Genomic DNA, 25,681 nt, shown 5'->3' with positions numbered 1-25,681 from the left:
GCGACCATTTGATGCCCAAGGGTCCCGTCGATGAGGCACCATCAGGCAATCGATAGGGTTCGACTATGCAATTCCGGCGCCATGAGACAAAGGGGCGCTTCAAAGAGCGCAGAAAGGATATTTCGATCGCAAGCTGCGTTGGCGCAAATCGGCCGGTCGATTTGCGCGATTAGGCAAGGCAAATGCCGCGACTAGTGAAGCCGTCCCACGATGACTTCGATTGGCAGTGTTGTGGGACGCATGAGATAGACATGGGGATCCTGCGCGGGCCGTCGCAGTGTTTCCGACGGTAACTCTCCAAACAGCGTGCGGTAGGCGACCGAGAAGCGCCCGAGCTCCCAGAACCCGTAATTGGTCACGATATGGGTAACGGTGGCCTTGGACGCGTCAGCGCGCAGTAGCGCGCGCCGGACCAGATGCATTCTTCGCAGCGTGAGATAGCGGATCGGAGCCATGCCGAGATGTTCTTCGCAAGCTGATCGCAGCGTCCGCTCGGAAACGCCGGTCGCGGCGCAGAGTTCGGTCAGATAAATGGCGCGGTCCGGGTTTTCAGCCAGATAATCCTCGAGTCGCGCGATAATCGCGTCGTGACGCCGCCTGCCAGCGGTGATCTCGATGCCGGCGCCCTCGGCAAGGCATCGAACCATCAGATAAGACATTTGTTGTTCGAACCCGCGGCGTAGCTCCGGCGTTTCCAGAGCCTTTGGCGTCGTACGGGCCAACTCGCCGACGGTCTGATGCATCTTCAGCAGGCGTGACATCAGCTCCGGGCGAGGCCGAACCACGCGGGTTGTCGATTTTTCCAGAAAGTCGGCTCCGATGACGGTCGCGAGGGTTGTATTCATATCCTCCTCGGAGAGAGACATCCCGCCCTGGCGAAGGTTGGCGCCGGAACGCTTATGCGACACGTCGAACTTGTCGATGATGATATCACCCGGCGAGACGTCCATGCCGCAGTGTTGAATTGGAGCGCCTTCCGATTGCGTCAGAAAGCTGATTGACCTGCGGCCCGGCTGGACGGCCAGTTTGTTGACTTGAGGCAGATTTACCTCGTATCGACTCATCCAAAGCCGATTCAATCCAATCTGCTCTATCTTCAGATCAAACTCGCCACGCTTTGTCGGAAATACGTTGAGCTCGCATCCTCGAACGGCACTCGGGCAAAGCAGGGGATCTTCGATCCTCATCGTCCTAATCCAAAACACCTGCCACTCCCGCCAATCTAATTTTGTTAGAGATATCGTTTGGAAAGTAACGTCGTCCTCGAGAGTAAACTACGATCTAGTATCACGCACAACCTCTGATCAATGTGACAAAAGGGCCAGCTTTCGTCGACTATCGCCGCCTCCGGTCACCGATAGATTTCGGCTGTCGCGGGGATCATGGATGGTCGGAGTCAACTAACCGGGGCCGGGCACTGGAGTTCTAACGCGGTCCCTTGCTAAGCATTTGATGCCTTGGGCCGGTGTTGGCTTTGCTTGTGGTGGCTGAGGTCATGCAGTGAAAGGCGAGCCTCGCGCACCAGATCCACCAGCGAGAGCGTGAAGAAGCTGAGTGCAATAACGAAGAGCAGGGCGACCCCGTATTCATGCCGAAACTGGAAGAAGCTGCAGACAAACGCCAGGATCACCAGCAGCGAGGTGACGATAGCGCTGATCGTCGAGAGAATGATCGCTTTGTTCAAAAGCACGGCCCGGCGCTCGAGATGCGGCACGTCGGGGTGAACTGCGGAAATATCGTCGTCGATTGTGGCGTGCAGCGTCTGTAGCCTGTCGACGATGCGGTTCATCCGTCCGATCAGAACCGAAACGAAAGCTGCAACTGCGCCAAGGAGAAACGCTGGCGCCGTCACCTGCGAAATGACCTGCGACAGGTGCGTCGCAGTCGGTGTGTCGATCAGCATCACGATCCTTTCTTCCGCGAACCGGCTACGCGGGCCGCGACCTGCAGGCGCTGTGGGGACGTAACGCGTGGATTGAAGACCGAATAGCGCGCGCCATCAAGATCGAGTATGCAATTTCGGCAAAGTTGCCGCTGGCCGGTCGTAAGTTCTTGTCCGGCCTCGCCGTTCGCGGTTACGCCAGGCAGACGCGTATGTGCGCAAGCGGGCTCGGCCATGGGAGCCCGTCATTCAGCCGTTGAAGGCGCGATTTTTCGCTTACGGCAGGTTCAGCGCGCCGATTTTGCATAGTCTCATGGGCTTCGCGCATGCTCAGCTACGAAAAGCAGAGGGCGGTTCAGGACCAAGCGCCTGCCCGCGATCAACGAGGTTTTGCGTGATGATGGGGAAGCGAATGCGTGCACCAATCCTGGCCGTCCTCTGCGCCTTCGGCGCATGGTCCGACTCTGTGTCTTCCGCAGGCGCCCAACAGGCATCGTGGACCCAGATCGGCATGCTGGCGTGCAAGGTCGACCCCAGCATCGGATTTGTCATATTCGGCCATCAATCGATGTCATGCCGCTTTACACAAAACCCGCCGTTCCCGATTCAGCTCTATGAAGGCGCACTCAATACCGTCGGAATCGATATCGGCGTTTCGGCCGGAGGCGCACTTGGTTGGGCGGTTCTTGCCCCGACGGCAGGCCCCCCGGTCGGAGCTCTGGCCGGCGAATATGTCGGGGCGTCAGGTGATATCGGCCTCGGCTTGGGCGCCGGCGTCAATGTTCTTGTCGGTGGCTCGGGCCGGTCGTTTGCGCTGCAGCCCGTTTCCGTAGAGGGATCAGTCGCCATCGATGTCACCGTCGGCCTTTCCGGCCAACAGCTGCGTCCGGTCTATTGAAGCTCCGCGAAACAGGAAAAACAAATCGGAAAGACCGGTGCCAACTGACCTCTTGAGAACATGGTATGTTTCGTTTGAGGTGCCGAAGAAGGTGCGCAAAGCAACGGCGCAACGACGTTCGAGGCAAAGTGAGAGCTTTCCGACCGAGCTCGACGCCCAGAGGTTTGCTCGCCAGAAATTCGAGCAGGGATACGTCGTGACCGCGGGCACCATCAATCCCTGCACGCCGCGACGGGCAATACCCTCGACGCTCATTCGCGATTGGCTCGCGGAAATGTCCGAGCCGCCATTTGTCGGGCCGGCCTCATGCGAGGACACCGAGGAGGCAGATCTGCCGTAGGAGCCGCTGCGATGCGGCGCCCTGCGCGATGGCAGATTTCGCATGGACCGTTCCGGCGTATTGTCGGGACGCTGAATGTGCGCCATGCGAGCGCCCGGTCCTCGCTCAGCATCACTTGATTGTCAGAATTTGCATATTCATCAACCCGCACGCCTTGCACCGAAGACCATTCGCGAAGGTGGGGCGGCGGTCATCATCGATGGCCGATGCGTCGGCTGCGGCAACTTCGCCACAGGCGGATAAATTGGAAGCAGGCGTCAGATTCTGCATAGCGGGTTGCGCGCGCCAGATGCGATTTGATGCTGCACGAATTTCTTCAATCACTCGGGTGGGCAATGAACAAGATTGGCAAGTTTGCAGTTGCGATCGCAGCTTCGGGAATGATGGGCGGCTATGCGGCTGCGGCAGACTTGCCGGCGACGCCCGCCTACAAGGCGCCGGCTTCGGTTGCCTCCGTCTATAACTGGACGGGATTCTACGTCGGCATCAATGGCGGGTATGGCTGGGGCAATCAGGACCCGCTGGTGCTGTTCTCCAACAGGTTCGATCGTGCCGGCTTCGACATCAGTGGCGGCATGATCGGCGGTACGTTTGGCGGGCAGATTCAGCAGGGAAATGTCGTGCTCGGTCTGGAAGGTGATTTGGACTGGGCCAACATCAAGGGTTCGTCCGTCGTAACACCCAGCATTCTCGGCATCGGGCAGGGTGTCACACTGAACACCTCGTCGAATATCAGTGCGCTGTCGACGGTGCGGGCGCGGATCGGTGTGGCGATGAACAATGTGCTGCTCTACGCCACGGGCGGCGCAGCTTTCGTCAAGTCGACCGCCAGCGCATCGACCGTCGCCGGCGTACCCTGCGGCACGCTTGGCGTCCTGCCGGATTGTTCGGGCTCGTCCTGGCGTCCGGGCATCTCGGCAGGTCTTGGCGTGGAATATGGGTTCACGCCGAACTGGTCTGTGAAGGGCGAGTATCTCTACACGAAAATCGTCGGCACCGGAGTCAGCTCGGATCGCGTGAACGTCGTGCGTGGCGGCGTCAACTACCGATTCTGAACAGGGCGCTATCGATGATCAGACCCGGTCTTGTTCGACGCGTCCTCGCGCTCGGCGTTGCGCGGGGCATCGCTTCGACCATCCGATGGCGTTGCACCGATCTCGATCGCGCATCCGGGTCGATGATTTCAACCCAGATGCCAGTCGCTCGCGAAGGCCGTCCGGATTCTGAAAGCCGGATCGTCTGAACTATCTCAAGAATCTTTCCAACAGGAGTCCCCAATGCGCTCGAAATTGTTGTTTTCCGTCGCGCTGCTTGTCGCCACCGTGGCTACAGCCAAGGCCCAGGTGCCGCTGTCGTCCTACGTCGATGCGAATGGATTCATCGATGTCCAGAAGCTGACCTGCGCCCAACTCGCGGGGACCTACCAGGAAGACGCCGATGCGCTGACGGCTTGGTACAGCGGGTGGTACAACGGCCTTGCCAAGAAGCATTTCCTCGACCTGCGCAAGGGCAAGATCGCGGAGCACGAAGTCATCGTCTACTGCAAGGCCAATCCGGAAAAACTCATCATCGATGCCATTGCTGTCGTGTTCAAGGCAGAGCGGGAGATGATGGGCATCCGGATGAAATAGATTGTATGCGAGCGGGTCGGTCGCTCGCTGTGGACCGATCCGCTTGTGCAGTTTGGCGATCCGTAGAGGCTCACCATCCACTTCACCTGAGCGACCGCTCTGACGGGCGGGATATTGGATTTGAGTGATTTCGGGCAATACACCGACGCCATTCAGGGCGCGACGGTGACATTTCTGAAATCCGCCCCGTCCTCGCACCGTTGGGGCGTGAAGTATCTCGCATTAAATCGCACGATCCTTCAATTCGGCGCCGACGGCGGCCCGGGGATCGTCCATGGCATCACTGAACCGACTTTTACGACGCTGATCATCCAGTCGTCCAACTTCGACAACCGCGTCATGCTCGATGGCGCGCCATGCCAGGCTTCGGACCTGGTCATTTTCCCTCCGGATTGTCACTTCACCTTTGTTCGTTCCGGTCATGTCGAATGGGTAGCGTGGTCGCTGCCGAGGGAAGAGGGTATCGCGAGGAAGGTCCTCCCCGCGGCCACAAATCAGGATGCGCCGAAGACCGCCAAGCATCTCGTCCGGCTGCCGGAGCCGATCGCATCGAGACTGATCGAAACATCGTGGCAGGCTTTGCGTTCGATCTGCAATTGCGCTCCCGCTGACCGGCCCATCATGGCCCGAGATATGGAGCGCGCCTTGATGGATGAGCTGGCTTACGTTTGGGACAATCGCTTGAGCGAAACTGTCCTGCCCAACAAGTACACGCTCTCGTCCGAGCGAATCGTTCTGGAGACACTTGAATTCGTACGGACACGATCGACGGAAATCATCAACATCACGGATATCGTGAAAGCGACCAAAGTGGAGTACCGAACCCTGCTGCGCGCCTTTGAGCGCTATCTCGGCTTCTCGCCAAAGCACTATCTGAGGCTGAGGCAGTTAAACCTCGTTTACTATGATGTCCGTCGCGGCAACGGCGCATCGGCCAGACTCGCAGATATCCTGGCGGCCCATGGCGTCACCGAGTTCGGCAGGTTTGCCGGGCACTATCGGTCCCTGTTCGGAGAGTTGCCATCCGAGACATATCGCCGGTCTCGCGCGGTGAAGTCTGGCAAGTCGCTGTGAGCTCGAAATGGTGTTTTTGGTGCAACAGTGCGGTGAAATGGTCCGAGGTGACAGTTTCTGCATATCGACTGAGACAAGGTCGATGACAAATGGCCCAGGTGTTCTCCAATTTTATGAGGCTTGCAGGCAATGAAGAAAATTTACGTACTTTCCGCGGCAGCGGTGATGTCCGTTTCGCTCACGGGTATCGCAAAGGCCGCTGACCTTCCGTCGCGGCCCGTCTACAAGGCGGCCCCGGTCGCGGTGGCGATGTACAACTGGTCCGGCTTTTACCTCGGCGTGAACGGCGGGTATGGCTGGAGCAACCAGTGCGTCGATATCACCGCCATCAATGGAATTGGCGGTGTCTTCTCGGAAGGCTGCAAGAGCGCCGGCGGCGGCGCCATCGGTGGCCAGGTTGGCTATCGCTGGCAGGCCGGACAGTTGGTGTTCGGTCTGGAAGGACAGGGCGACTGGACCAACATCCGCAACACGCGCGTCAGTCTGCAGAACCCGGCCAATACCTACAGGTCCACCCTCGACGGCTTGGGGCTGTTCACGGGTCAAATTGGCTATGCGATGGACAATGTTCTGCTCTACGCCAAGGGCGGCGCCGCGGTTGGTAGTCAGAATTTTGGTCTTTACGACACCGCAACCGGCACGGGCCTCGACTTTGCGAAGCGCACCCGTTGGGGTGGCGTCGTGGGTGTCGGCTTCGAGTACGGCTTCTCCCCGAATTGGACGGCCGGCCTCGAGTACGACTATCTGTGGCGGGTGAGCGACAGCAGCACCTTCGTGACGCCATCGCTGGCGCCCGTTAATTCGATCACCACTAATACCAAGACCGACGTGAGTCTGCTCACGGTGCGCGTCAATTACAAGTTCGGCGGTTACTGACGAAGAAAGGAGGCCGGCCGATTTCCGCCGGCCTCCATTCTTTCCCATCATGCCTTGGCCGGGATGGTCCCTGATTTTGGAGTTGAAACATGCTGTCGAATACGATGCGTGCGCTTGCTTTTCTCGGTGCTCTGACGGTCACAAGCATGGCCTTGGCGCAAGACCCGGCGCCTCAGGTGCCGCTAAAGACGATCGGGGCCACAAAACCTCAGGTCGTTCCATCGCTGATTGTCTTCAACTCGAAGGGTGCGAACATGCAGCCCGGCAAGCTGCTTCTCACCGGCGTTGCGTCAAATGCGATCATATTTGCTGATCGGCCCGTTCGCTCGGCCGGCCATGATCTGACCAGTCATATCGTGGAAGATTGGGGAACCGGCAGCGACAATTTTGCGAAGAATCCGCCCAACGCCACGGTGTCCGTATTCCAGAAGGACGGCAGCACTGTGCGCGACGCTGTTGTCACCTTGAAGAATCCCAAGCTCGAAGGCGACAACCTTGCCTTTGATGTCGATGTTCTCGAAGGTGACATCAGGGGTGCCGATGGTCCTGCCTCTGTCTTTATCGACATCATCGGCCTTCCATTTACGCCGCTTTCATTCGCGGGCGTTGCGCGACGTACAGCCTATCGGGGCGCGATGTATGCCGGAGCCGCCGCGGCGGCCGGCGCTGCAGCAACTGCAGCAGCCTACGCGTACGCCCCGTACTATTATCGGCCGCCAGTCTGCGGTTACTATCCTTATCCTCCGTGCTACTAACGGAGCTGCGTAGAATTTGGCCCGGCGTCCTTGCGCCGGGCTAGCTACGGGGTGACGCGTCCCGCTTGAGGCCTGTCTGGCGGACGCACGGCGGAGTCGGGGATGCAAGCATTTGGCCGATACTCCCGCGGTACCGGGCTTGTTAGCGTCCAATCCGATGCTCGGCAGTTAGGGGAATTCGATCGTGTTCATCATCCTGACGCTGTACGTCGTCCTGGTGTGGCTCGTCTTCTTCAGGCTCAAGTTGGTGCGATGGGGTTGGGCGTCCGGCACCGTCGCAGGGCTGTTCGGCGCCTTCATCCTCGCGGTGTTTCTCGCGATGTTCAACTATCTCACCCCGTCGGGAAGCTTTGTGGTGATTTCCCGTGTCATGGAGGTCACGCCGAATGTTTCCGGCGAGGTGATCGAAATTCCGGTCAAGCCTAACGAACCGGTGAAGGCCGGCGCCGTATTGTTCCGGATCAATCCGGCGCCGTTTCAGTACAAGGTCAACCAACTTGAGGCCTCGCTGGCCCAGGCGCGCCAGCAGGTCAAGCAGTTGGCTGCGAGCTACGACCAGTCGACTGCAAATGTCGAGGGGCTGTCCAGGCAGCTCGCGTTTCACACCCAGCGGCTTTCCGATTACCGCAAGCTCGTCAGCGACGATGCGCAGACCGAGTTTAGATTGCAAGACATCCAGGTGCAGCACGACACGGTCGAGTTCCAGCTCCAGGCGGCCAAGGCCGCGCAGCTGAGTGCGCAACTGGCGATGGAGTCGGAAATCGGCGGCGTCAACACGACCGTCGCGCAGATCCAGGCCCAGCTCGACCATGCGAAGTGGGAGCTCGAGCAAACGACGATCCGTGCCGTCGGCGACGGCGTCGTTACGATCATGGCCCTGGCCGTTGGAGACCGCGCCCTGCTGGCGCGATCGGTGATGTCATTCGTCGTCACGGACGATATCCTTGTCGTGGGCATGTTCGCCCCCAACGGATTCAAGACCATCAAGCCCGGCGCGCGCGTCGAGCTCGTGTTCGACGACGACCCCGGCCGCATCCACGAAGCGACGGTCGCGGCCATTCCGCAAGGCGTGGGGCAGGGCCAGATCGCGGTCTCGGGTGCACTGGCGCGCGTCGGCTCGATCGGTGGCGCCAAGGTCTATCCGGCTGCCATTTTCATACCGAAAACCATCGACCGCAGTCGGCTCAGGCTCGGCATGCCCGGCACCGCCACCGTGTTCGCGGACAACGCCGGCGTCATCGGCTTGCTCATGTCGATCCTGGTGTGGGTCGGCTCGTACACGGCCTATCTATAGACGTCTTTCGTGTCACTTCCGGCTCAAATCGGTGGTCCGCTCGGGCCTCTCGGAGGACAAAATGAGTCTTCGATCTGCATGCGCTACGGCAACCATCGTCTCGGTCGTTCTTCTCGCCGAGGTAATTTTGAGCGCCCGCGTCTATGCTCAGCAGTCGACGGGCCAATTGTTGATATCATCGGGCTTTAACCCCATCGCCGCCACCACGCCGGAGATGTTGAATCGGTTGATGTCGTTTCCGCCCAATCAATTCCAGCTGCGGCAAAAGGGCGGGCGTCCCTACTATGTCTACGCCGATCCCTCCGGATGCACCTGTGCGTATGTTGGCAGCGTGTCTGCAATGGACAAATATCGTGCCAGTTATCGCGCATTGCCGGCAGATGCGCTCTCAGCGAGTGGCTTTACGGATCCCGAGCAGAACCTGATCAACAGCATGGACAACGACGAGGCCTCGGCCCAGTTCAACAACGACGTGTTCGGTCCGGACTTTTGAGCACGCCGGACAGCAGTCTTCCCATCGATCGGTGAAGCGGGCTACGCTCCAAGTGCATGCCGGTGCTCAAAAAAGCGCCTGAAATGGAAGCCGGCAAGGCGAGGCCGTCGGGCGGAGGCACCTGTTGACGGGCTACCACGGTGCTACTGGAATAGGGCGTAAGTTTGTAGAGCGGATGCTGTAGATGAGGTTAGTAGCCTCTCGGGCAAAACACCCTCAACCCCCGTCAAGCCCTCTCTGCAGAAATATTCCACTTTACCGAAATTAGGAAATGGCGTATGTGTCGCTCATCCCGGCTCATCCTTGAGGGGCGATCTCGTGTCGTCTTGTTCGCGAGCCGGGCTTGCGGTGGACGCGGGCAGCGTTGGGCGCGAGAGGTGCGGGCAGGGCGGGTAGTCCCTGTGAGCCCGAAACCGCGTGTCGACGAGCGGCGCTGTCAGGCTTCGTCTCGCCAGCAATTTCTCGGCAACGTCGACGAGGCCGGGGAATATTGCGGCGAACAAACGGGCCGTGCGTACGGCAAAACCGTGTGGTCCTTGGTGCAAGGGCTTTTTTGGGCCTGTCGATAGCGCGGTAAGTGTCTGCAAATACAGGTAATTTTCGATCTTTGACGGGGGGCGGACGGCCCCCTGGAAATCCGCCGGGCCCTAATAGGCCCTATTTCACATGCGCGGACGCGCGCGGCTTCCAGGGCGTGGGAGGATGCGCGTTTACAGCCTCCTCTTGTCAGCGGTAAAATATTCAAGTGCTCCTGTTGAGCGCGGTGGCAACTTTCGAAATCGTTGCGTCGGCGCTATGAATAGACCGATCTTCGAACAGCCTACTGAACGTGAGTTTCTTCTCGCGCAGCTTTCGCCGGACGTCCGTCGCCGTGTTCGCGACTTCATGCGAGAGAACAGGGCCACGGCATCTGACGCTATTCTGATGCTCGGCATAGGTCGTCCTGATGCCAGCGGGATCGCCTCCGACCTAGAGGTCACCGGCGACGAGCGCGAGTTCATGCTCAGCCAGTTATCGTCGCACGAGCGCACCTCCGTCGAACGAACACTTATTCTTCATCCTGAATGGAAGCTATGCCAATGTATCGCGCTGGTCCGCGATGCATCCGCCGGTGTAGGGAGGTTGGATGGAACGATGAGCCAACCGTCTGCTGGTTCGCCTGTGCGCAATCTGCTGCTAAGTCCGCGCGAGAAGCAGCTCCTGAGGCGCTTGGCGGCTGGCAAGACAGATGCTCAGATCGCCAGGCGGCTTGGCGGGACGGCAAAGCAAATCGCAGAACAGCGCGTTCGCTTGCTCGCGAAGCTGAGCGCCGGCGCGTCCGCCGACATTGCGGATGCGGCGGAGCGACTGGCTAGCTGTAGAACCTACAGAGGCGTAACCTAGCGCTCAGTCCGCGTATCAACTGGGCCTTCTTGTCGTCGCGGCGATACAGCACTCGGCTAAAGACTGTCTCAACTGGGCTGTCCATCAGGAACGCAGCTCAATTTCCCCAGTTTGCAATCGGCACTACTGGAAAAGCCTCAAGACAATGCCCCGAGCTAAAGCGTATGCCGCGACCATTCTGCGGGAGTACCACAAAGCCGAGACGGAATTGATCGGCAAGGCCGTCGTACTCACGGATGGCAAGGCCGGAACTGTGGAGGGAATATACTTGGACGAAGCCCACGGTTTGCGTCTCACCGTCGCTGGCCATCCCGGTAAGTGGCCGATCTCAACGATCAAGCTGGCCCAGAAGTGACAAAACCGTCCCTGGGTACAGACTAAGGGACCTCATCCTCAGCGCCCCTGTTCTCGACAATCGCGCCATCCACGGAACATCTCTTGGGAATTGTGGTTTGGTCGAGAGGCTTGGCGAAATCCTTCACTCCCGGCAACTCTCTGCGGATGGGAGCCTGCCCATGAGCAATACGCTAATCATCGGGCTCGGTGTCTTCATTGCTATCCTTGCAGGGGCGCTTGCTGGCGCGACAATCCGAAACCACCTGCCAAAGCATCATCTGACGGACGAAACGAAAAGCCTTGTGAATGTTTCGACGGCGGTGATCGCGACGGTCTCGGCGCTAGTGCTGGGCCTATTGATCTCCAACGCGAATACGTCGTTCACACGGTTAGGTGGCGAAGTAACCATGCTGTCGGCGCAAATCCTCCGACTGGATCATATCTTGCGACGATATGGGGCCGACGCGGAGCCTGCCCGTAGTACGCTGCTCCAGTACGCCCAACATAAGTTAGTCGACCTGTTCCCAGACGATCCTTTGGATGTGCGTCTGGGCAATCCATCAACCTATGAACTACTTCAGCGGACGGAGGACATGCTTCTCACTTTGAAACCTGTAGATCCCCGCGATCAATGGTGGTTGGCCCAGGCGATGGCCCTCGCGGCCAAGATCGGAGACACACGATGGTTGATCGCCCAGCACGTTGGACAGGGGACGCCAAAAGCGTTCATCGCTCTCCTTGTCTTTTGGTTGGCGTTGCTGTTCGCCAGTTTCGGCCTTTTTGCACCGCCGAACTTAACGTCTGCCGTCACCTTGACGTTGTGCGCATTGGCCGTCGCGGGAGCCGTCGCAATGATCCTCGAACTGGAACAGGGCTTTGGAGGTCACGTTCGCATCTCCCCTGACCCTATGCGCCAGGCAATCAAAACCTTGGAGATGGGCAAAGCGTAAAGAACGCGCCTTAGCAGCCAAAATAACTGCCGCCAGTGCGAGACCGGAATGATTGGTCATGGCAGTTCCTCAAGGACCGCCCACCGCCGGTCGAGGTCCGGTTCGCCGAGCCGAATTACCAGCTTGGTTTCATTGATCTCGATCAAGGGTGAGATGCGACAGCGGGGCACGCTATACCTCGATCAGCGCACTAAAGGGAGAAAGCAACATGACAAGAAATGCCAAGCGTCTTGCACTGATGGTGGCCACGGCGCTTCTAACGGCCGCTCCCGTATCGCTGCATTATTCGGCGACGAAGCTGATATCCGCATCCCTTGACAACGCCGAAGCGAGAGTTGGACGACCACTCACACCGATGAGCGTGGCTGGCGTTAATCGCAGAGTGCATCGGCGAGCTTACTATGGTGCGGCAGCGGCTGGAGCTGCGGCTTACGGGGCGTATGGCTACCGCAGGGCCTGTGGATACCCTCCATATCCGCGCTGCTATTGAACCTTACTGACCTGTTCACAAAAGACGGGCCAGCGAATACCCGGCCTTAAGGCCGGGGTATTCGTGAACTATGGGCACGAAAGACAAGTTCGCATGCTGCGCACAAATACGTAGAACCGGTACGTTGCGCATCGCGCACCAGCCTTTGTGTGCGAGCTGGTACAAAAAGAAAGTCGAAAATCAGAAGCTGCAAATATGCCCGACGGGCGGGGTCGCGCGTACCCCGCGTTTCGCACGTGCCCCAAAGGACCCGGCAACTTGCCGGGTCTCGTGGTCGCGCGCTGGAGCCTCCCAGGGACGTTCCTTGGCGTCCGTTGTGCTCGGCACGTTGTCCACCGCAATCCGTAGCGGCTTGCCTGCGTCGCGCCAGGCGGCGCACCTTCCTGGCATGGGCACCAAATCTCGCGAGAGCATCTACGGCGGCTCGGTCCGGGCAGCGGCTGAGCGGGCGGCTGAGGCCCGCAAGAAAGCCGACCGGCTCGCCTGCGAGGCGTGGAATAAGCGGATGCTCGCCTTCAAGGGACCGGCGCAGCCATCGCCCACCCTGGGCGACGCCGTCAATGCGGGTTACCTTTATCTTGAAGTCAGGTGTCTCGGTTGCGACACCAATCAGACCGTCGCCCTGGACATCGTGCGGCGCCCGAAGTCTACGCCGGTTCACGAGCTAGAGCGCTACATGCGGTGCAAGGAATGCTCTCAGGTGCGGGGCTATCCGTACAAGCGCAGCCATCTGGTGGCGCTGCGGCGGACCAAGATTTCAGCGAACGATCCACCATCAACATGGTGGCCGGGCGAGCGGTGAAGTGAGCCATCAAGTGAGCAAGGAGGAAGCGATGATCCACGTTTCGAGCTTACGGTTCGCGGTGCTGGCGAGTGCGGTCCTTCTGTCTGGTACCCCCGCGATCGCGCAATCGACATCTCTCAACCCCGAGTACCTGATGACGGTGTATATACAGAAAAACCCCCCTCTACTCGCTGACACCAATCTCATCATCTCTCGCGACCAAACAGGTGGCTGGATAAAAGGTAAGGTCAGCGGAAGGATTTTGGAGCCATCTGTCGATTGGGTCACCGTAGTGCCAGGCGATGGACTGCGCCTCCGATTAGATGCTCGCGTAACCATTGAAACCGACGAGCACGAGATAATCTACGTGACTTACAATGGCAGGATGCACTGCGATAAGGAGAACGCAGCTCGGTTCCGCAAGGGAGAAGTTATCAAAGCCGACGACTGTTATCTTATCAGCGCTCCAATCTTCCAAACCAAATCGGAGAAGTATTCGTGGCTCAACGATGTTCAGGCGGTGGGGAAGATGGTGGAGTACAAGAACGGCGATCACCTCGTTTACGATCTTTTCGTCGTTAGATGAGTTCGCGTTGAGACTAGCCTGGGTCGTGCCCGCGTTTCCTTATGTGCAATCTGTATTCTGTTACGACCAACCAAGAAGCCATCCGCGCGCTTTTCCGCGTCGTCAACCGCTACGTAGGCAACCTGGCCCCGATGCCCGGCGTCTTTCCCGACTATCCGGCTCCTGTGATCCGCAACACCGATACCGGCACGGAGATAACCCTGATGCGCTGGGGGATGCCCCCGCCCCCGCGCACGGGCGGTCCACCCGTCACCAACATCCGCAACACGTCGTCGCCGCACTGGCGGGGCTGGCTCAAGCCCGAGAACCGCTGCTTGGTCCCGGCCAACAGCTTCGCCGAGTACGCGCCGGAACCGAACCTTGAGACCAAGAAGAAGGACGTGGTCTGGTTTGCGCTGAACGAGGACCGCCCGCTGTTCGCCTTCGCAGGCATCTGGACCGAGTTCAAGGGCGACCGGGGCACGAAGTCTAAGCCGGTACCGGGTCCGCATCAGGTCTACGGCTTCCTAACGACGGCGCCGAACGCCGTGGTCGAGCCGATCCACCCGAAGGCCATGCCGGTGATCCTGACCACCGATGAGGAGCGTGACGTCTGGATGCGCGCGCCGTGGGACGAGGCGAAGGCGTTGCAGCGACCGTTGCCGGACGATGCGCTGAGGATCGTGATGTGCGGGGCCGATAAGGAAGATAAAGCCGTAGCATAGATGGATCGCAGGGCAGCGATGGATGGGCGGCTTTCGATCGTGCGCAATCCGATCGCCCAACTTTACCTGAGCGAGCATAGGTAACGTTTTTCATTTTAAGGTTTGACATAGATCAATAGTGGTTGGAGCCGCAACGCTCATTCAGGTTCCCTCAACGATGCTGCTCCTCGTCGCGCTCGCAAGGACTAAGCGCGATTTGTCTTACGGAGACAGATGGCTATGGTCGAGACAGTGCAGTTAATCGCCGACACGCACTGGATGCTGCTCGCGGTCGCTGCGCTAATCTTCGACATTCCCCGGTATACGTTCTCCTTGCTTTCCCTCTGTCTGCTCAGCCTTGCCAGGCAACCGCAGCACGGCGAAGTACCGATCAGCAAATCGATCAGCGTAATTGTGCCAACTTTCAATGGCGGAGCAGGTCTTGGTCCATCGATCGCATCGCTCCGGCGACAAACACTGCGGCCGATAGAGATTATTGTGGTCGATGACGGCTCGATTGATGAGACGCGCGCGATTGCAGAGCATGCCAGAGAACTCGGGCTGGTGGATATGGTCATCTGCCATGGCACACGCTGCGGGCGCAGCGCGGCCATAAATGCAGCAGCCCGGTTCGCCAGCGGCGATCTTTTGTTGACCGTGGATGCAGATACGGTTTTCGAACCTTCTGCCGTTGCTCTGCTTGCGCAGGCGTTTAATGATCCGCGAGTTGCCGGTGCAAGCTGCAATATTGCGATCAACAACGAGCGCAGCTCGCTGTGGACGCGGCTTCAGAGCATCGAGTACCTGATGTCGATCAGCGCCGGTCGGACGATGCTCGACATTGTTGGAGCTATCGCCTGCCTTTCCGGCGCCTGTTCAATGTACCGCCGTGATGTCTTCATTCGCCAGGGTGGGCTCGATGTCGGACCGGGAGAGGATTTGGAGTTCAGCCTTCGGCTGCGCCGACTAGGTTATCTGGTTCGTTTCGTTCCTGAGGCTTGGGCGGAAACAGCGGGACCGGAGAGCGGTCTCGGTCTGTTGCGCCAGCGCGCCCGCTGGGATCGAGATGCCCTGCGAGTTCGCCTGATCATGTATGGCGAATTGCGTTTCCTCCATCGGCTTGAGCGGCTGCCTGACACTCTTCAAAGACTGGATTTCATCCTATTCGATTTGATCCCCACTCTCAGTTTTCCATTCTATCTCGTCTACCTAGTGGCGGTATTCGGCGCGAACGCCGCCTTTCTTTTCCTTGCCGTCGTGTATCTGCTCTTGCTCTGGATTTCGCTATTCAACCTGGCGCTCGCCTTCGCCATGTTCAACCGATCGTCGGGCATCCTCAATCTCGGAGCCGCTCTGATCTTTCCGTTCTACCAGGGCGTCTATTTGAAATGTGCCCGGTTTTTCTCCTATTCGTCAGAAATCATCTTCGGCACTTCAAGACATGATGACTTTGTGCCGCCCCGCGTACGTCGTGCGCTGTTTGCAGGTCGAGATTGAGGGCAATCTGCCATGGATCTTGTCATCAATCGCCTCGATCCGAATGTTCCAGATCCCGTCGAAAGCCGCAGGCGAGCGGCGGGGCGGCTTGTTCGCATCGCCTATGGGACCAGCGTATTTGGGGTGCTCGCCTTCTTCGTGATCTATTTCGGCGCTCCACTCGTCTTTCTCAGTGGACCCGGCACCGTTTCCGCTCCACCGCACGTCGTTTCGCTCCCATACATCGTGCAAGTCAGAAGCGTGAACCTGACGCCCGGCACCGCCGTCAAAGCCGGTGACGAGATAGGGTTGGTGCGGTCGCCAGAGCACGACAGTATAGCGGCTACCTATATGCGTGCACTGGCAGACATCGCGAGCCGTAGATCTGAGCTACGCGTCAGGGCGCGGATCGCGCAGGAGACCCTGGAAGCGGCGAAAGCATACCGGGAGGTCACGGAACTCGCGGCCGAGCAAATTGAACAATCGCAATCTGCCAGCATGACGTTCCGTCTTGAAATGCTTCGTGAACGCGCTGCGGCGCGCAAGACGGTCATTTCGCAGGAGGCAGAGATTGCGGAGGCCATTACTCAACTGGCAGACCTGGACGAATTTTCCCAGCAGCTTCGTGATCGGCTCGATGAGGTGGATCGCAATTTCGCGGCTGGCCGGGTGTTGGCGCCGGTCGACGGCATCGTTTCGACCAATCTTGCGAATGTCGGGCAATCGCTCGTTGCAGGCACGCCGATTGCCGAAATCCTGGATCCAACCGACGTCTTTGTCGAGTGGCACATCCCGAGCGCGCGACTGGTCGAGCCTAAGGTTGGAAATGAAGTGCTCGTCTTGTTCGGCAGTCGCCGCATTTCGGCAAGGATTGTAGACATCCTGCCGGTTTCGAGCGTGTATGCTCCGAACCGACCACTTCTGACGCGTGACAGTCCTGCTACGCAAATTGCGCGAATTCGATTTGCCTCCGATGCGGTCCCACCCCCTCTGAATGCAACCGTCTACGTGCGCATGTTCTATGCCAACATCGTATTTCGCAGTGCTGCCGCTCTCGCGCGCGCGCTTGGGCTGCAATAGACGGCACTGAAGGGAGTACCCTGTGCAAGTCAAAGCAGACGCCTCGATTTGCCCGGCTTGCAAGGCCGCCGGTCTGACCTTTGTACCGACTTTTCATCACATGATCTGCGCGTATGTCGGGCCGATCTATGACTTCGCCAAGAGGGCTGATAGCTATGTTTGTCCGAAATGTCAGCGGAACATTATCTCGGGTGACCAAACCTGCGAGATCGTTGGGACATCAGCCCTTTGCAGCAACTGCGGCAGAGAAATGATCGCATCACAGCCCATCAAGGCAGTCGGGCGTTAGAGCTTTTATCGTGCAACGGTCCGCAATTCGACACCAAGTACCGCGCTCGGTGTTGCGTCGGCCGCGGTGCTCGATGCTGTCGCCTGCCGCCTGCACCGCCCAGATCAGGCAAGCCTCTTCCCGTTCCACGCGCAGTCGGTCGCGCCCGATCTCGGCGAGGCGCACTTCGAGGTCTTGCTGCGACATCGCGGCAGCATCGTCGCTTTCCTGATCGATCAGGTCAGAGAGCGCCTTGATCACCGCAGATTTGTGCAGCCAGATCATGAACGCCAAGACATCGGTCAGCTCGCCCCTCGCGCGCGTCTAGGCTCAAGCGCTCGTGTCGGGGGTCGCCGCGCAGCTACAGTCGGCGATGGGCCAGATCGCGCCGTGAGCACCCCCGATACATCACATGCAGCGGCTTGCCTTCGAGGAAAACCGTACGGGGAGTTAGACCTCCGTGGCTATCGAGCCACCGTTGGACCGGCGAGGGATACATCGAATACAGCATCCGCGTCGCCTTACGATCTGTAAAGGTGCTCCCGTTCCGAGCGAAATTCCACGCAGCATGAAAGGCCAGTTTCGCTCTTGAAGTCACGCAGAGATCGTCCGGAGGAATGCTCGCAAGGACGATCGTGCAAGCGGAGGCACAAAGGCCATCGATCACGACGGATTGACGCAAGGCCCGAAGCTTCTCGTACCGTTCGATGTAGTAGTCAATCGGTCCGCCTCTATCATTCGTGATGCGAACCTCCGCATAGCTCGTCAGCGTGCTCGCCAGTAGGAACATTCCTGCCAAGAACGCTATGGGAAATCTCATGTTGCTCCCCCGATGCATGTTGCGCCCCGGTGCAAGTTGCTCGCTGGATGGATTTAAAGCCGATCCGCTGAGCACCGCTGATGATGCGGCACATCGGGGCGCTTCCGGTTCTCAGGACGTTGGATGGACCCCGTCCACGCCCTGACATCGATTGTGGTCAGTACCGATACCCGTACGGATACTGACCCGGGCAAACCTGATTGCCGTAGGTGTCATAATAGCAGTTACTGTTGTTGTAATAGCCGTAGGCCCCAGCTGCGGCGGCTCCTACGGCTGCTGCACCTAGACCATAGGCAGCGCCTCTATAGGCACCGCGATACGCAGCATTGCGATAGACCCCTCGTGCAACGGCTGCACGCGCCACAGGACGGCCCGGTATCGGACGATAGCCATAACCCCGCCCAGCAACGCCGTAGCGGCCTCCTGCAACCCGGTGTCCTCCGCCACGGACATGGGCGACGCGAGCGCCACCGCCGTGGAAACCTCCAGCACGCATGCCACCACCATGGAAGCCTCCGCCACGGCGGGCATATGCATCGTCAGGAACTAGACTGACGCTAATCAGAACGAGCGCTGCCAAAGCGGCGAGTAGAAATCGAAGCATGGCGTTCCTCCATTACTTGGGGTGCCGCTCATGTGACGTGTGCCGCGCATGACGGGCCGGCACCCGCTGGAGAGCCTTTGCCGCCGCTCAAGTTCCCATTTGACTTAGATCAACGGTCCCATGATCACGTACGAGACCGAAGCGGCAGGTGGGGAGCATCGCTCCGGTCCCGTCTGCCCGGCGGCTTGCTGACGCACCGACTGGGCACAGGAAGCCGCCGCGCGGCAGAGGAACAGAAATCCGGGGTTCTGCCAATCAACCCGCACGCCCACGCCGCCCCTTGCCGCGAGCCCGATGCGGATCGAACTCATCGACCGCGTTCTGCCACGCCACGATCTCGTCCTCAAACCAGACGCGTCGGTTCGGGCTGATGTAGGTCGATTTCGGAAAGCGGCCTGCCTTTTCCATCCGGTAAAGCGTGGTGCGACCGACCGGCACGATCTGGAGGACCTGCTTCTCGTTGAGCATGCGTCGAGGTTCGATCCCCAACGAGCCGTCTTCCGTTTTCATCTGCGGTCGTTCCGCTGTAGTCATCGCAAGGGTGTCCTTTTCGTCCGGCTCTCTCCAGCACGACATCTCCCGCTTCGGCTTCCCGTGCTGCTGCGATCATCGCCGCCTCTTGTGCCGCGCCTCGCTTGTGCTTGGTTGCGGCCTTGGCCGCGAGGCGTCGCGTCGCGTTCGGGTCTAAGGCTTGGTCTTATGTTCATGGCAGTGGACTAGTGCGAAAAGGTACGCCGGCGACTGCCCTCAAGGCGTTTTATTTATTGATCAGGCGGCCTCGAAGGTCATGTCCGGCCGTCCAACCCCACCTTTCGCCTGACCAGATTCTGGACGACAATGCGCAGTATGGTTCCGCTAGCCCGAAAATACGATCAAGCTGTCGCCGAGATCGCCGAGGCCGACGCGATTGCCTATGCGCGGGAGCTAGTGCGCATGGTGCGCGACGGGAAGCTGGAACTATGCGGCTTGCCATTGAACTGGTTCGAGAGGGGCGATAACCACGCTGCGGCCCGTCAGCTCATCGAGAGATTCGCGGTCCTTTCCCCAAATCTGATGTTGGACCTGCCGCATCTGGCGCGCGCCGGTTGGGGCCTCGCCCACGAGGCTTTGTTAAGTCTGCACATCCAGTACGAACATGAGGGCAAGCCGCGCCCGCCAGCGTTAGCGGCCTACATTCAGGAGTTCGCGGCGGGCCGCACCTACGCACAACGCCCGTCGAAAAAGCCGGAAAACAATTTCCTGCGGCGCATAGCAATCACCTGCATTGTCGGAAGCGTTTGCGAACGCTTCCATTTGAAACCGACTAGGTCGGGCAGCCATAAGCCGAGCGGGTGTTCGATTGTCGCGAAGGCCTTGGGCGAAGAGCGCATGGCTATCGGCGAGGCCGCAGTGACTGCGATCTGGGCGCAAGTCGGCAAAATGGCTTTTCCCGCCGAGTTCCGTTCCAGTTGGTTGCAATAAATAAAACGGCCAACGCCGACCCCTGCGATAAGTGAGAAGACGCCGCCCCCAGCCCAACCGGGAGCGGCGTCGTTTCATTTTTCCGACCGAAAACTTGGTCGGGCCTGCGTCGGCCCTGCGATCTAAGCGCCGGTCGAGCCGCCTCGCAAGGGGCGAGAGGAGACGCGGCAAAATGATCGTTAGCACTGCCCAAGAGATTCCGAACATCCTGACGCGCGGCAAATGGGCCATGCGCATCACCGAGGCGTGGCAAAAACAGGTGCCATCCATCTTCGAGGTCAGTTCGCTGCTCGAATGCGCGAAGGCCGAACTTCGGCACGGCGATTGGGCCGCCATGGTCAAGGCCGATCTGCCAATCAGCCGTTCCGGCGCGAATAAGCTGATGAAAGTCGCGACGTGCGGTCATATTCGAAATGCGGAACACGTTCCGCATTTGCCCGCGCATTGGGGCACGCTGTTCGAACTGACATTGCTCACCGTAGAACAATTCGAACACGGCATTCGGACCAGGGCTATCAATCCGAAGATGCAGCGCAAGGACGTCAAGGTACTGCGCGGCGACGGGAAGGCGTCGGACGCTCGCGTGTCGCCGATGGTCCGACTCAAGCGCCAGCTTAACGAACGCATTCGTGAGATCGCGCATCTGCAGGAACGATTGGCCGATGCCGACCAAGGATCGCTATTCGACCTGAAGAAAGACAGCACCAAAGATATGGCCGCCGTGGTGGTCAACACCATCACCGAAACCAGGGCGAACGCGTTTGATGACGACATCAAGGCCGCGATCAAGGCTAAGCGGCAAGCGGCGCGCGCAACCCAAGCTATGTCGGTGGAGCGGCCCGCATGACCGATGACCATACCGTTTCCAATAGCCCTCGCGATTCGCCCTGCGCGCGCCCAGGACAAGGGCTTGAGAATTCCACACGGCTGATCCGGCGGATGCCGCGTGTTTCACAAGAGGACGCCGACAGAGCGAAAAGGCGGACAAGGTCCTGCACGGAGAGTTCAATGAACGAAAATTCCAAACCAAAACTGGTGGATCAGTCACCAAATGACGCGCCCATCTCGATCGAGAAACCCGCCGAGGGCGGATTGGAGCGCTTCATGTCGAAGCGTTCCTCCAACATTGCGGGTGTTGAGACGCTGTTGACTGCGCTGCCGCATCACAAGATCTCGGAGGCCGGCGACTTCGTTCGCGTTCACGCGAGCGAAGATTACTGGTCGCCAGAATTCTGCTTCGTAAACGTGCCGATCATCGGCCAGAAGCGGGATCTTCTCCATCTGATCGATGAGGAGCTGGCGATGAGTTATCTGTCGAGCAAGAAGATCCAGCGTTTCCGCCTGGCGCTCGCGTCTAAGCCGCATGACAGCTTCTTTCTCTGTCATGTACCGTCGACTAATCTTGATAACCCTTGGAATATGACGGCAGTGCAGGCTTGCCTGACGGGCCGGGCGCAGTGGGTTCAAGTCGAGAGCCGGAAGGCGGACGGCGCCGAAGGCTACAAGATCGACCACGCCCGCGATCCTGATGCCTTTCCCGTGCCGAATTGGCCGAAGCGCACGCTCAATGATCTCGTGACGGTGACATTCAACGGCCGCATGATTGATCGGCATGATCACCCGGCGCTCCTGCGGCTGATCGGTGCGAAACAGAACTTGACTTGATCTCTATGAGGTCCAAGTTCAAAAATATTGTCGTGTGCGATTTCGAATATGAAGTCGCGCCCGGCGATCTGCCTAATCCGCTCTGCATGGTGGCCTATGTGCTGGATGAAAACTGCCAGCACGTTCGCACCATTCGCTTGTGGCGCGGCGAGTTCGGCTATGCGCCGCCGTTCGACATCGGGTCCGACACGTTGATGGTCGCCTACAGCGCGTGGGCCGAGATGACCTGCTTCAAGGTGCTCGGCTGGAAATTTCCCAAATACATTTTTGATCAGCACACCGCCTATCTCGCGGCCAGCAATATCCTGTTGCCGTACAGCCCCGACGAAGCGCGTATCAAGCCGCGCAAGCGGCTGTCGGATGCCTGCCGCATGTACAGCATTGAAGGCTGGGAAGGCATCGATAAGGGCGACATATCCGAGAGCATCGGCAACGGGACGTGGCGCGAGAAATACACTGAGCAGGAGGTTTTCTATTACTGCGAAGAAGACGTTCGCGCGAGCGAGCGCCTCTTGCGCGCCCAATTGCGCGGAACCGACTGTTACGAGCCCGCCAGCGTGCCGAAGGTGTTGCACTGGTCCGAGTACAGCGCGAAGGCCATTGCCCTGATCCAGGCGCGCGGCATGCCGATCGACATGGTTTTGTGGAACATCGTGCAGGAGAACAAGACCGACGTGATTGCCGACCTGATCCGTCGCTTCGACCCGAGCTATGGCAGCCCGCACCGAATCTTCTCGGATGAAGGTGAGTGGGAATACGTCCGATTTGCGGAATGGCTGGCCTATGCCGGCGTCCCCGCTTGGCCCCGGCTCGAGAGCGGACAACTTGACGTTTCAGCCGACGCGTTCGGTCTGATGAGCCATGTGCCAGGCATTGAAGGCTTGTACGCGTTGCGCGATAGCCTTGGTTTCATCAGCAAAGCGCGGCTTCCGATCGGCCGTGATGGTCGAAATCGGCCGTCGCTGTTTCCATTCGGTACGTCGACAGGCCGCAATGCGCATGCAAAGAGTCCGTATAATGCGCACGCCGGTATGCGGTCGTTCATGCGATTCCCGGCCGGCTCGGTCGGCTTCTATCTCGACTGGCGCAGCCAGGAGGTCGGCATCGCTGCCGCTCGATCCGATGATCCGATGTTGAAGGCCGACTATCTGGCCGGCGATATCTATCACGCCCTCGCTGTCATGTGCGGCCTCACCGATGATCGTGATCCTGTGCGCTGGAAGAAGGCAAGCCGGGTGGTGCGAGATCGGATGAAGCCATTGCAACTCGGTATCAACTACGGCATGGGCGTACCGTCTCTGGCCCGCGGTCTCAATCGTCACCCGCTGATCGCGAGCGAAATCATCCAGCTGCACAAGCGAAGGTATCCACACTTTTGGCAGTGGCGCGCCGACACCGTGACGGCAGCCATGCTCGATAGGCGAATCGATAGCGAATTCGGCTGGCCATTGCGGATCTCGCACAGCCCGAACCGGCGCACGCTCTACAATTTTCCGATGCAAAGCGGTGGCGCGGAAATGCTGCGGCTTGCCACAGTGCGCCTGGTGGAAGCTGGCATCGTGCCGATCATGCTCATTCACGACGGCATCCTGTTTGAGGAGACTGATCCGGAGAAGATCGAACAGGCGATCGAGATCATGCGCAAAGCTGGCCGGGAAGTTTGCGGCGGGTTTGAGGTCGGCGTTGACCTAGACAAGCGGATCGACGGCGGCGAGCGGTATGTCGACAGCCGGCCAATGGCGCTGAAGATGTGGTCGACGATCATGAACACGGTCGAAGCCATCGGCGCGTTACCAAAGAAACGGGGCGTTGCGTGAGTGAAACAGAGAGATACGTGTACAGCCCAGGCCTCGGCGAGCACATTCTCGTCGAAGAGGTTGAGCTCGACCGACCAGCCCGCAGAACGAAGCGGCCGGCATTCACCGCGATACCGTTGGTGTGGGCTACTAATATGGCGAAGGCGGCCGGAATTCCCGGTGCTGCGGTTTTGGTGCTATTGCACTACATGGCATGGAAAGCCCGAAGCCCAACGTTCCAGCTCTCGAATGCATTGCTGACCAAATACGGCATTGACCGCAAGGTGAAATACCGGGTGCTGGCGCACCTGGAGGCAGCCGGCCAGATCAAAATCGAGCGACGCGGACCCAAGAAAGCGCCGGTCGTCACGTTGCTCACCCCGCCGTGATTTGTCTCTTACCGGCCGTGCACTGTCCCTTAAACGGTCATGTGATCGTACCTTAAACGGACATCAGGTCCTGTGTTCTCTTATATTAATCTCTTGTCTTAGTGGTAATGGTATTTGAGATGGGAACGTTGAACCAATGGCTCCTGTTCGATTGATTGACGAGGCCTTCAATCGCCAGAAGATCTTGCCGGAGGAGGAGCGACGCAATCGCAATCCCCCGCCGCTATTTGATGGCAGCTTTCGCTGGTTTCGGTCACCAAACATCATCGATCTCTGGCACTATCGCAGTGAGGAAGAGAAGCGACGCATCGTCGATCTCGTCTGGCGTCGACGTCTGGGACAGTAGTGCTATAGTATGCGCTGTAGCACCGAGAGGAGGCCTCGATGTCCGGCAAATCGCGCGGCGGTGGCGTTATAGGCAACTCCACCAAGTATGACACCGCGGCCAAGGACAGTCCAACTGTTGCTGCTACGATCTCGACCGAGGCCATTCAGGCTTCATGGGCGCAGTACGTCGAGAGCCTCGTGCGCGAGCAGGTTGCAGACGTTCGTGATGGCGTTATCAGAGGATTGGGCGAGGGCATCAATGAACAACTCGATCGCCTGTTCGATGAAACCAACAAATTTCTTCGCCGCGAGTTGGACAGCAATTCGGCGAAGCTCGAAACGGCACTAGCCGAGGTCCGCGCTGCCAAAACAGAAATGCGCGAAGAAATCCGCGCTGAGCTTCGCGCCGAAATCCGCACCGAGATCGCAGACCGGGTGGCGCTGATTAAGCAGCCAGTCGATGGCGCACCCGGTCCGGCTGGCCCGCCCGGGAAGCTGGAGATCGTGAAGGATCACGTCGAGGGCCGCGTCTACTATGAACGTGATCTCATCGTCGCCAACGGCGCGCTGTATCAAGCCGAACGCGACACTGCGGCGATGCCACCACATACAGACTGGCTTTGCATCACGCGTCCCGGCCAGGACGGCATGGATGCGCTTAACTTTCGCATCGAAGGTACCTACGATCCCGCTGAAAAGTATCGTCGGCTATCGATCGTCACAATGAATGGATCGAGCTTTGTGGCGCGCCATGACGATCCGGGATCGTGTCCCGGCGACGGGTGGCAGCTGTTCGCTTCGGCTGGCAGGCGCGGCCAACAAGGTCCTAAGGGCGATCGTGGCGAACGCGGCCCTCCCGGCCCATCGATCAAGCGATGCGAACTTGAGCCGGAGCGGTACACGTTGGTTCTGCAGCAAAGTGATGGCACGTCGATCAGCATCAATCTGCGCCCATTCTTTGCCGCCTACCACGCGGAGTGCAACGGATGAGCACGAAGCTACGTTACGTTAAGGCAGACGCCGTTCCTTACTGGACCTGCGGCGTCAAGGGCTGGCTGCTTGATAGGGAGAACTATCTCATCATCCCGCTTTGTTGGTCGCCCGATGAGTACGGGGCACCGCCAATCGAAGTGGGCCGGGAGATGTGGGAGGAACTGGAGCGGATGGCGAGCGGCAATTGATTGGAAGCCATCATCCGAGGGGCGGAAAGCTTACTAGCGACGCAGTTGGAATCGCCCACTAATCTGCAAAACCGGTGGACTCGGCTTTGAATTTGAGCTGCCGAGCATTGTCGCGAACGACGCTGACTTCGCCTTCCAGCTTCGCCACCGCGCTGGGGG

Annotated in this window: 31 protein-coding genes; 25 read left to right on the top strand and 6 right to left on the bottom strand. The window is 59.1% G+C overall.

From position 1 onward, the window contains the following. Positions 1-191 precede the first annotated feature (191 nt). Together K3F49_RS08155 and K3F49_RS08150 are read right to left on the bottom strand one after the other, a co-directional pair. Positions 192-1,187, bottom strand: coding sequence for an AraC family transcriptional regulator (locus K3F49_RS08155; protein WP_234680360.1), 996 nt, complete (start codon positions 1,185-1,187; stop codon positions 192-194). 254 nt (positions 1,188-1,441) lie between these two features. Further along, the gene (locus K3F49_RS08150) at positions 1,442-1,903 is read right to left on the bottom strand and encodes a DUF2721 domain-containing protein (RefSeq protein ID WP_234680595.1); all 462 of its coding nucleotides are present in this window, start codon (positions 1,901-1,903) and stop codon (positions 1,442-1,444) included. Between the two features lie 391 nt (positions 1,904-2,294). On the opposite strand from K3F49_RS08150, the gene K3F49_RS08145 reads away from it, so the two are divergent. After that, complete coding sequence (locus K3F49_RS08145) at positions 2,295-2,780, top strand: DUF992 domain-containing protein (RefSeq protein ID WP_234680359.1); 486 nt, start codon at positions 2,295-2,297, stop codon at positions 2,778-2,780. Here the strand turns inward: K3F49_RS08145 and K3F49_RS08140 are convergent. Beyond that, positions 2,721-3,206, bottom strand: a complete 486-nt coding sequence (locus K3F49_RS08140; RefSeq protein ID WP_234680358.1) for a hypothetical protein — start codon at positions 3,204-3,206, stop codon at positions 2,721-2,723. The genes K3F49_RS08145 and K3F49_RS08140 overlap by 60 nt on opposite strands. 249 nt (positions 3,207-3,455) lie before the next feature. Here K3F49_RS08140 and K3F49_RS08135 point away from each other — a divergent pair, with 249 nt between their 5' ends. From K3F49_RS08135 to K3F49_RS39630, 16 genes are all read left to right on the top strand, one after another. Beyond that, entirely contained in the window at positions 3,456-4,175 is a 720-nt protein-coding gene (locus K3F49_RS08135) for an outer membrane protein (RefSeq protein WP_234680357.1), read from the top strand. Between the two features lie 222 nt (positions 4,176-4,397). After that, positions 4,398-4,751, top strand: a complete 354-nt coding sequence (locus K3F49_RS08130; protein ID WP_234680356.1) for an HdeA/HdeB family chaperone — start codon at positions 4,398-4,400, stop codon at positions 4,749-4,751. A 120-nt stretch (positions 4,752-4,871) separates the two neighbouring features. After that, positions 4,872-5,825 carry an AraC family transcriptional regulator gene (locus tag K3F49_RS08125; protein WP_234680355.1) on the top strand — a complete coding sequence of 318 codons (954 nt, stop codon included), beginning with the start codon at positions 4,872-4,874 and terminating at the stop codon, positions 5,823-5,825. A gap of 129 nt (positions 5,826-5,954) precedes the next feature. After that, positions 5,955-6,701, top strand: a complete 747-nt coding sequence (locus K3F49_RS08120) for an outer membrane protein (RefSeq protein WP_234680354.1) — start codon at positions 5,955-5,957, stop codon at positions 6,699-6,701. Between the two features lie 89 nt (positions 6,702-6,790). Then, positions 6,791-7,456 (top strand): hypothetical protein, encoded by a 666-nt coding sequence (locus K3F49_RS08115; RefSeq protein ID WP_452100637.1) that lies wholly within the window; start codon positions 6,791-6,793, stop codon positions 7,454-7,456. A gap of 184 nt (positions 7,457-7,640) precedes the next feature. Next, positions 7,641-8,750, top strand: a complete 1,110-nt coding sequence (locus tag K3F49_RS08110) for an HlyD family secretion protein (RefSeq protein WP_234680353.1) — start codon at positions 7,641-7,643, stop codon at positions 8,748-8,750. A 61-nt stretch (positions 8,751-8,811) separates the two neighbouring features. Continuing rightward, a complete protein-coding gene (locus K3F49_RS08105; RefSeq protein WP_234680352.1) occupies positions 8,812-9,243 on the top strand; it encodes a hypothetical protein in 432 nt (143 codons plus the stop codon). A 702-nt stretch (positions 9,244-9,945) separates the two neighbouring features. Then, entirely contained in the window at positions 9,946-10,626 is a 681-nt protein-coding gene (locus K3F49_RS08100; protein ID WP_234680351.1) for a LuxR C-terminal-related transcriptional regulator, read from the top strand. 145 nt (positions 10,627-10,771) lie between these two features. Beyond that, the gene (locus K3F49_RS08095) at positions 10,772-10,981 is read left to right on the top strand and encodes a PRC-barrel domain-containing protein (protein ID WP_234680350.1); all 210 of its coding nucleotides are present in this window, start codon (positions 10,772-10,774) and stop codon (positions 10,979-10,981) included. 160 nt (positions 10,982-11,141) lie between these two features. Continuing rightward, positions 11,142-11,912, top strand: coding sequence for a bestrophin-like domain (locus tag K3F49_RS08090; protein ID WP_234680349.1), 771 nt, complete (start codon positions 11,142-11,144; stop codon positions 11,910-11,912). A gap of 878 nt (positions 11,913-12,790) precedes the next feature. Further along, positions 12,791-13,204, top strand: a complete 414-nt coding sequence (locus tag K3F49_RS08080; protein WP_234680593.1) for a hypothetical protein — start codon at positions 12,791-12,793, stop codon at positions 13,202-13,204. A gap of 13 nt (positions 13,205-13,217) precedes the next feature. Further along, positions 13,218-13,772 (top strand): DUF3237 domain-containing protein, encoded by a 555-nt coding sequence (locus tag K3F49_RS08075; RefSeq protein ID WP_234680347.1) that lies wholly within the window; start codon positions 13,218-13,220, stop codon positions 13,770-13,772. A gap of 41 nt (positions 13,773-13,813) precedes the next feature. Then, the gene (locus K3F49_RS08070) at positions 13,814-14,476 is read left to right on the top strand and encodes an SOS response-associated peptidase (RefSeq protein ID WP_234680346.1); all 663 of its coding nucleotides are present in this window, start codon (positions 13,814-13,816) and stop codon (positions 14,474-14,476) included. Positions 14,477-14,689: 213 nt separating this feature from the next. After that, positions 14,690-15,952 (top strand): glycosyltransferase family 2 protein, encoded by a 1,263-nt coding sequence (locus K3F49_RS08065; RefSeq protein ID WP_234680345.1) that lies wholly within the window; start codon positions 14,690-14,692, stop codon positions 15,950-15,952. A 12-nt stretch (positions 15,953-15,964) separates the two neighbouring features. Continuing rightward, positions 15,965-17,011: an HlyD family secretion protein gene (locus tag K3F49_RS08060; RefSeq protein ID WP_234680344.1), complete on the top strand. Its 1,047-nt coding sequence runs from the start codon at positions 15,965-15,967 to the stop codon at positions 17,009-17,011. 22 nt (positions 17,012-17,033) lie between these two features. Then, the gene (locus K3F49_RS39630) at positions 17,034-17,300 is read left to right on the top strand and encodes a TackOD1 domain-containing metal-binding protein (RefSeq protein WP_452100633.1); all 267 of its coding nucleotides are present in this window, start codon (positions 17,034-17,036) and stop codon (positions 17,298-17,300) included. Here K3F49_RS39630 and K3F49_RS08055 read toward each other — a convergent pair. The 3 genes from K3F49_RS08055 to K3F49_RS08045 all read right to left on the bottom strand — a co-directional run bounded on the left by K3F49_RS08055 (position 17,271) and on the right by K3F49_RS08045 (position 19,213). After that, the gene (locus tag K3F49_RS08055; RefSeq protein ID WP_234680343.1) at positions 17,271-17,573 is read right to left on the bottom strand and encodes a hypothetical protein; all 303 of its coding nucleotides are present in this window, start codon (positions 17,571-17,573) and stop codon (positions 17,271-17,273) included. The genes K3F49_RS39630 and K3F49_RS08055 overlap by 30 nt on opposite strands. 808 nt (positions 17,574-18,381) lie before the next feature. Next, entirely contained in the window at positions 18,382-18,606 is a 225-nt protein-coding gene (locus K3F49_RS39370) for a hypothetical protein (RefSeq protein ID WP_346657302.1), read from the bottom strand. Between the two features lie 352 nt (positions 18,607-18,958). Continuing rightward, positions 18,959-19,213: a helix-turn-helix transcriptional regulator gene (locus tag K3F49_RS08045; protein WP_234680341.1), complete on the bottom strand. Its 255-nt coding sequence runs from the start codon at positions 19,211-19,213 to the stop codon at positions 18,959-18,961. A gap of 336 nt (positions 19,214-19,549) precedes the next feature. On the opposite strand from K3F49_RS08045, the gene K3F49_RS08040 reads away from it, so the two are divergent. From K3F49_RS08040 to K3F49_RS08005, 8 genes are all read left to right on the top strand, one after another. Further along, positions 19,550-20,164 carry a hypothetical protein gene (locus K3F49_RS08040; RefSeq protein ID WP_234680340.1) on the top strand — a complete coding sequence of 205 codons (615 nt, stop codon included), beginning with the start codon at positions 19,550-19,552 and terminating at the stop codon, positions 20,162-20,164. Between the two features lie 172 nt (positions 20,165-20,336). Continuing rightward, positions 20,337-21,011, top strand: coding sequence for a hypothetical protein (locus K3F49_RS08035; protein ID WP_234680339.1), 675 nt, complete (start codon positions 20,337-20,339; stop codon positions 21,009-21,011). Positions 21,012-21,172: 161 nt separating this feature from the next. Next, a complete protein-coding gene (locus K3F49_RS08030; RefSeq protein WP_234680338.1) occupies positions 21,173-21,829 on the top strand; it encodes a hypothetical protein in 657 nt (218 codons plus the stop codon). A 5-nt stretch (positions 21,830-21,834) separates the two neighbouring features. Next, on the top strand, positions 21,835-23,646 hold the full coding sequence (locus K3F49_RS08025; RefSeq protein WP_234680337.1) for a DNA polymerase: 1,812 nt from the start codon (positions 21,835-21,837) through the stop codon (positions 23,644-23,646). 134 nt (positions 23,647-23,780) lie between these two features. Further along, positions 23,781-24,014, top strand: a complete 234-nt coding sequence (locus K3F49_RS08020; RefSeq protein WP_234680336.1) for a hypothetical protein — start codon at positions 23,781-23,783, stop codon at positions 24,012-24,014. 151 nt (positions 24,015-24,165) lie between these two features. Further along, the gene (locus K3F49_RS08015; RefSeq protein WP_234680335.1) at positions 24,166-24,360 is read left to right on the top strand and encodes a hypothetical protein; all 195 of its coding nucleotides are present in this window, start codon (positions 24,166-24,168) and stop codon (positions 24,358-24,360) included. A gap of 38 nt (positions 24,361-24,398) precedes the next feature. Then, a complete protein-coding gene (locus K3F49_RS08010) occupies positions 24,399-25,331 on the top strand; it encodes a collagen-like triple helix repeat-containing protein (protein ID WP_234680334.1) in 933 nt (310 codons plus the stop codon). After that, positions 25,328-25,522, top strand: a complete 195-nt coding sequence (locus K3F49_RS08005; RefSeq protein ID WP_234680333.1) for a hypothetical protein — start codon at positions 25,328-25,330, stop codon at positions 25,520-25,522. The genes K3F49_RS08010 and K3F49_RS08005 overlap by 4 nt, the downstream gene beginning before the upstream one ends. Positions 25,523-25,681: the final 159 nt, after the last annotated feature.

Source organism: Bradyrhizobium monzae, assembly GCF_021458635.1.
Lineage (GTDB): Bacteria > Pseudomonadota > Alphaproteobacteria > Rhizobiales > Xanthobacteraceae > Bradyrhizobium.
Note: the sequence above shows the minus strand (reverse complement) of the source record. Positions and strands in the feature narration are given on the sequence as shown.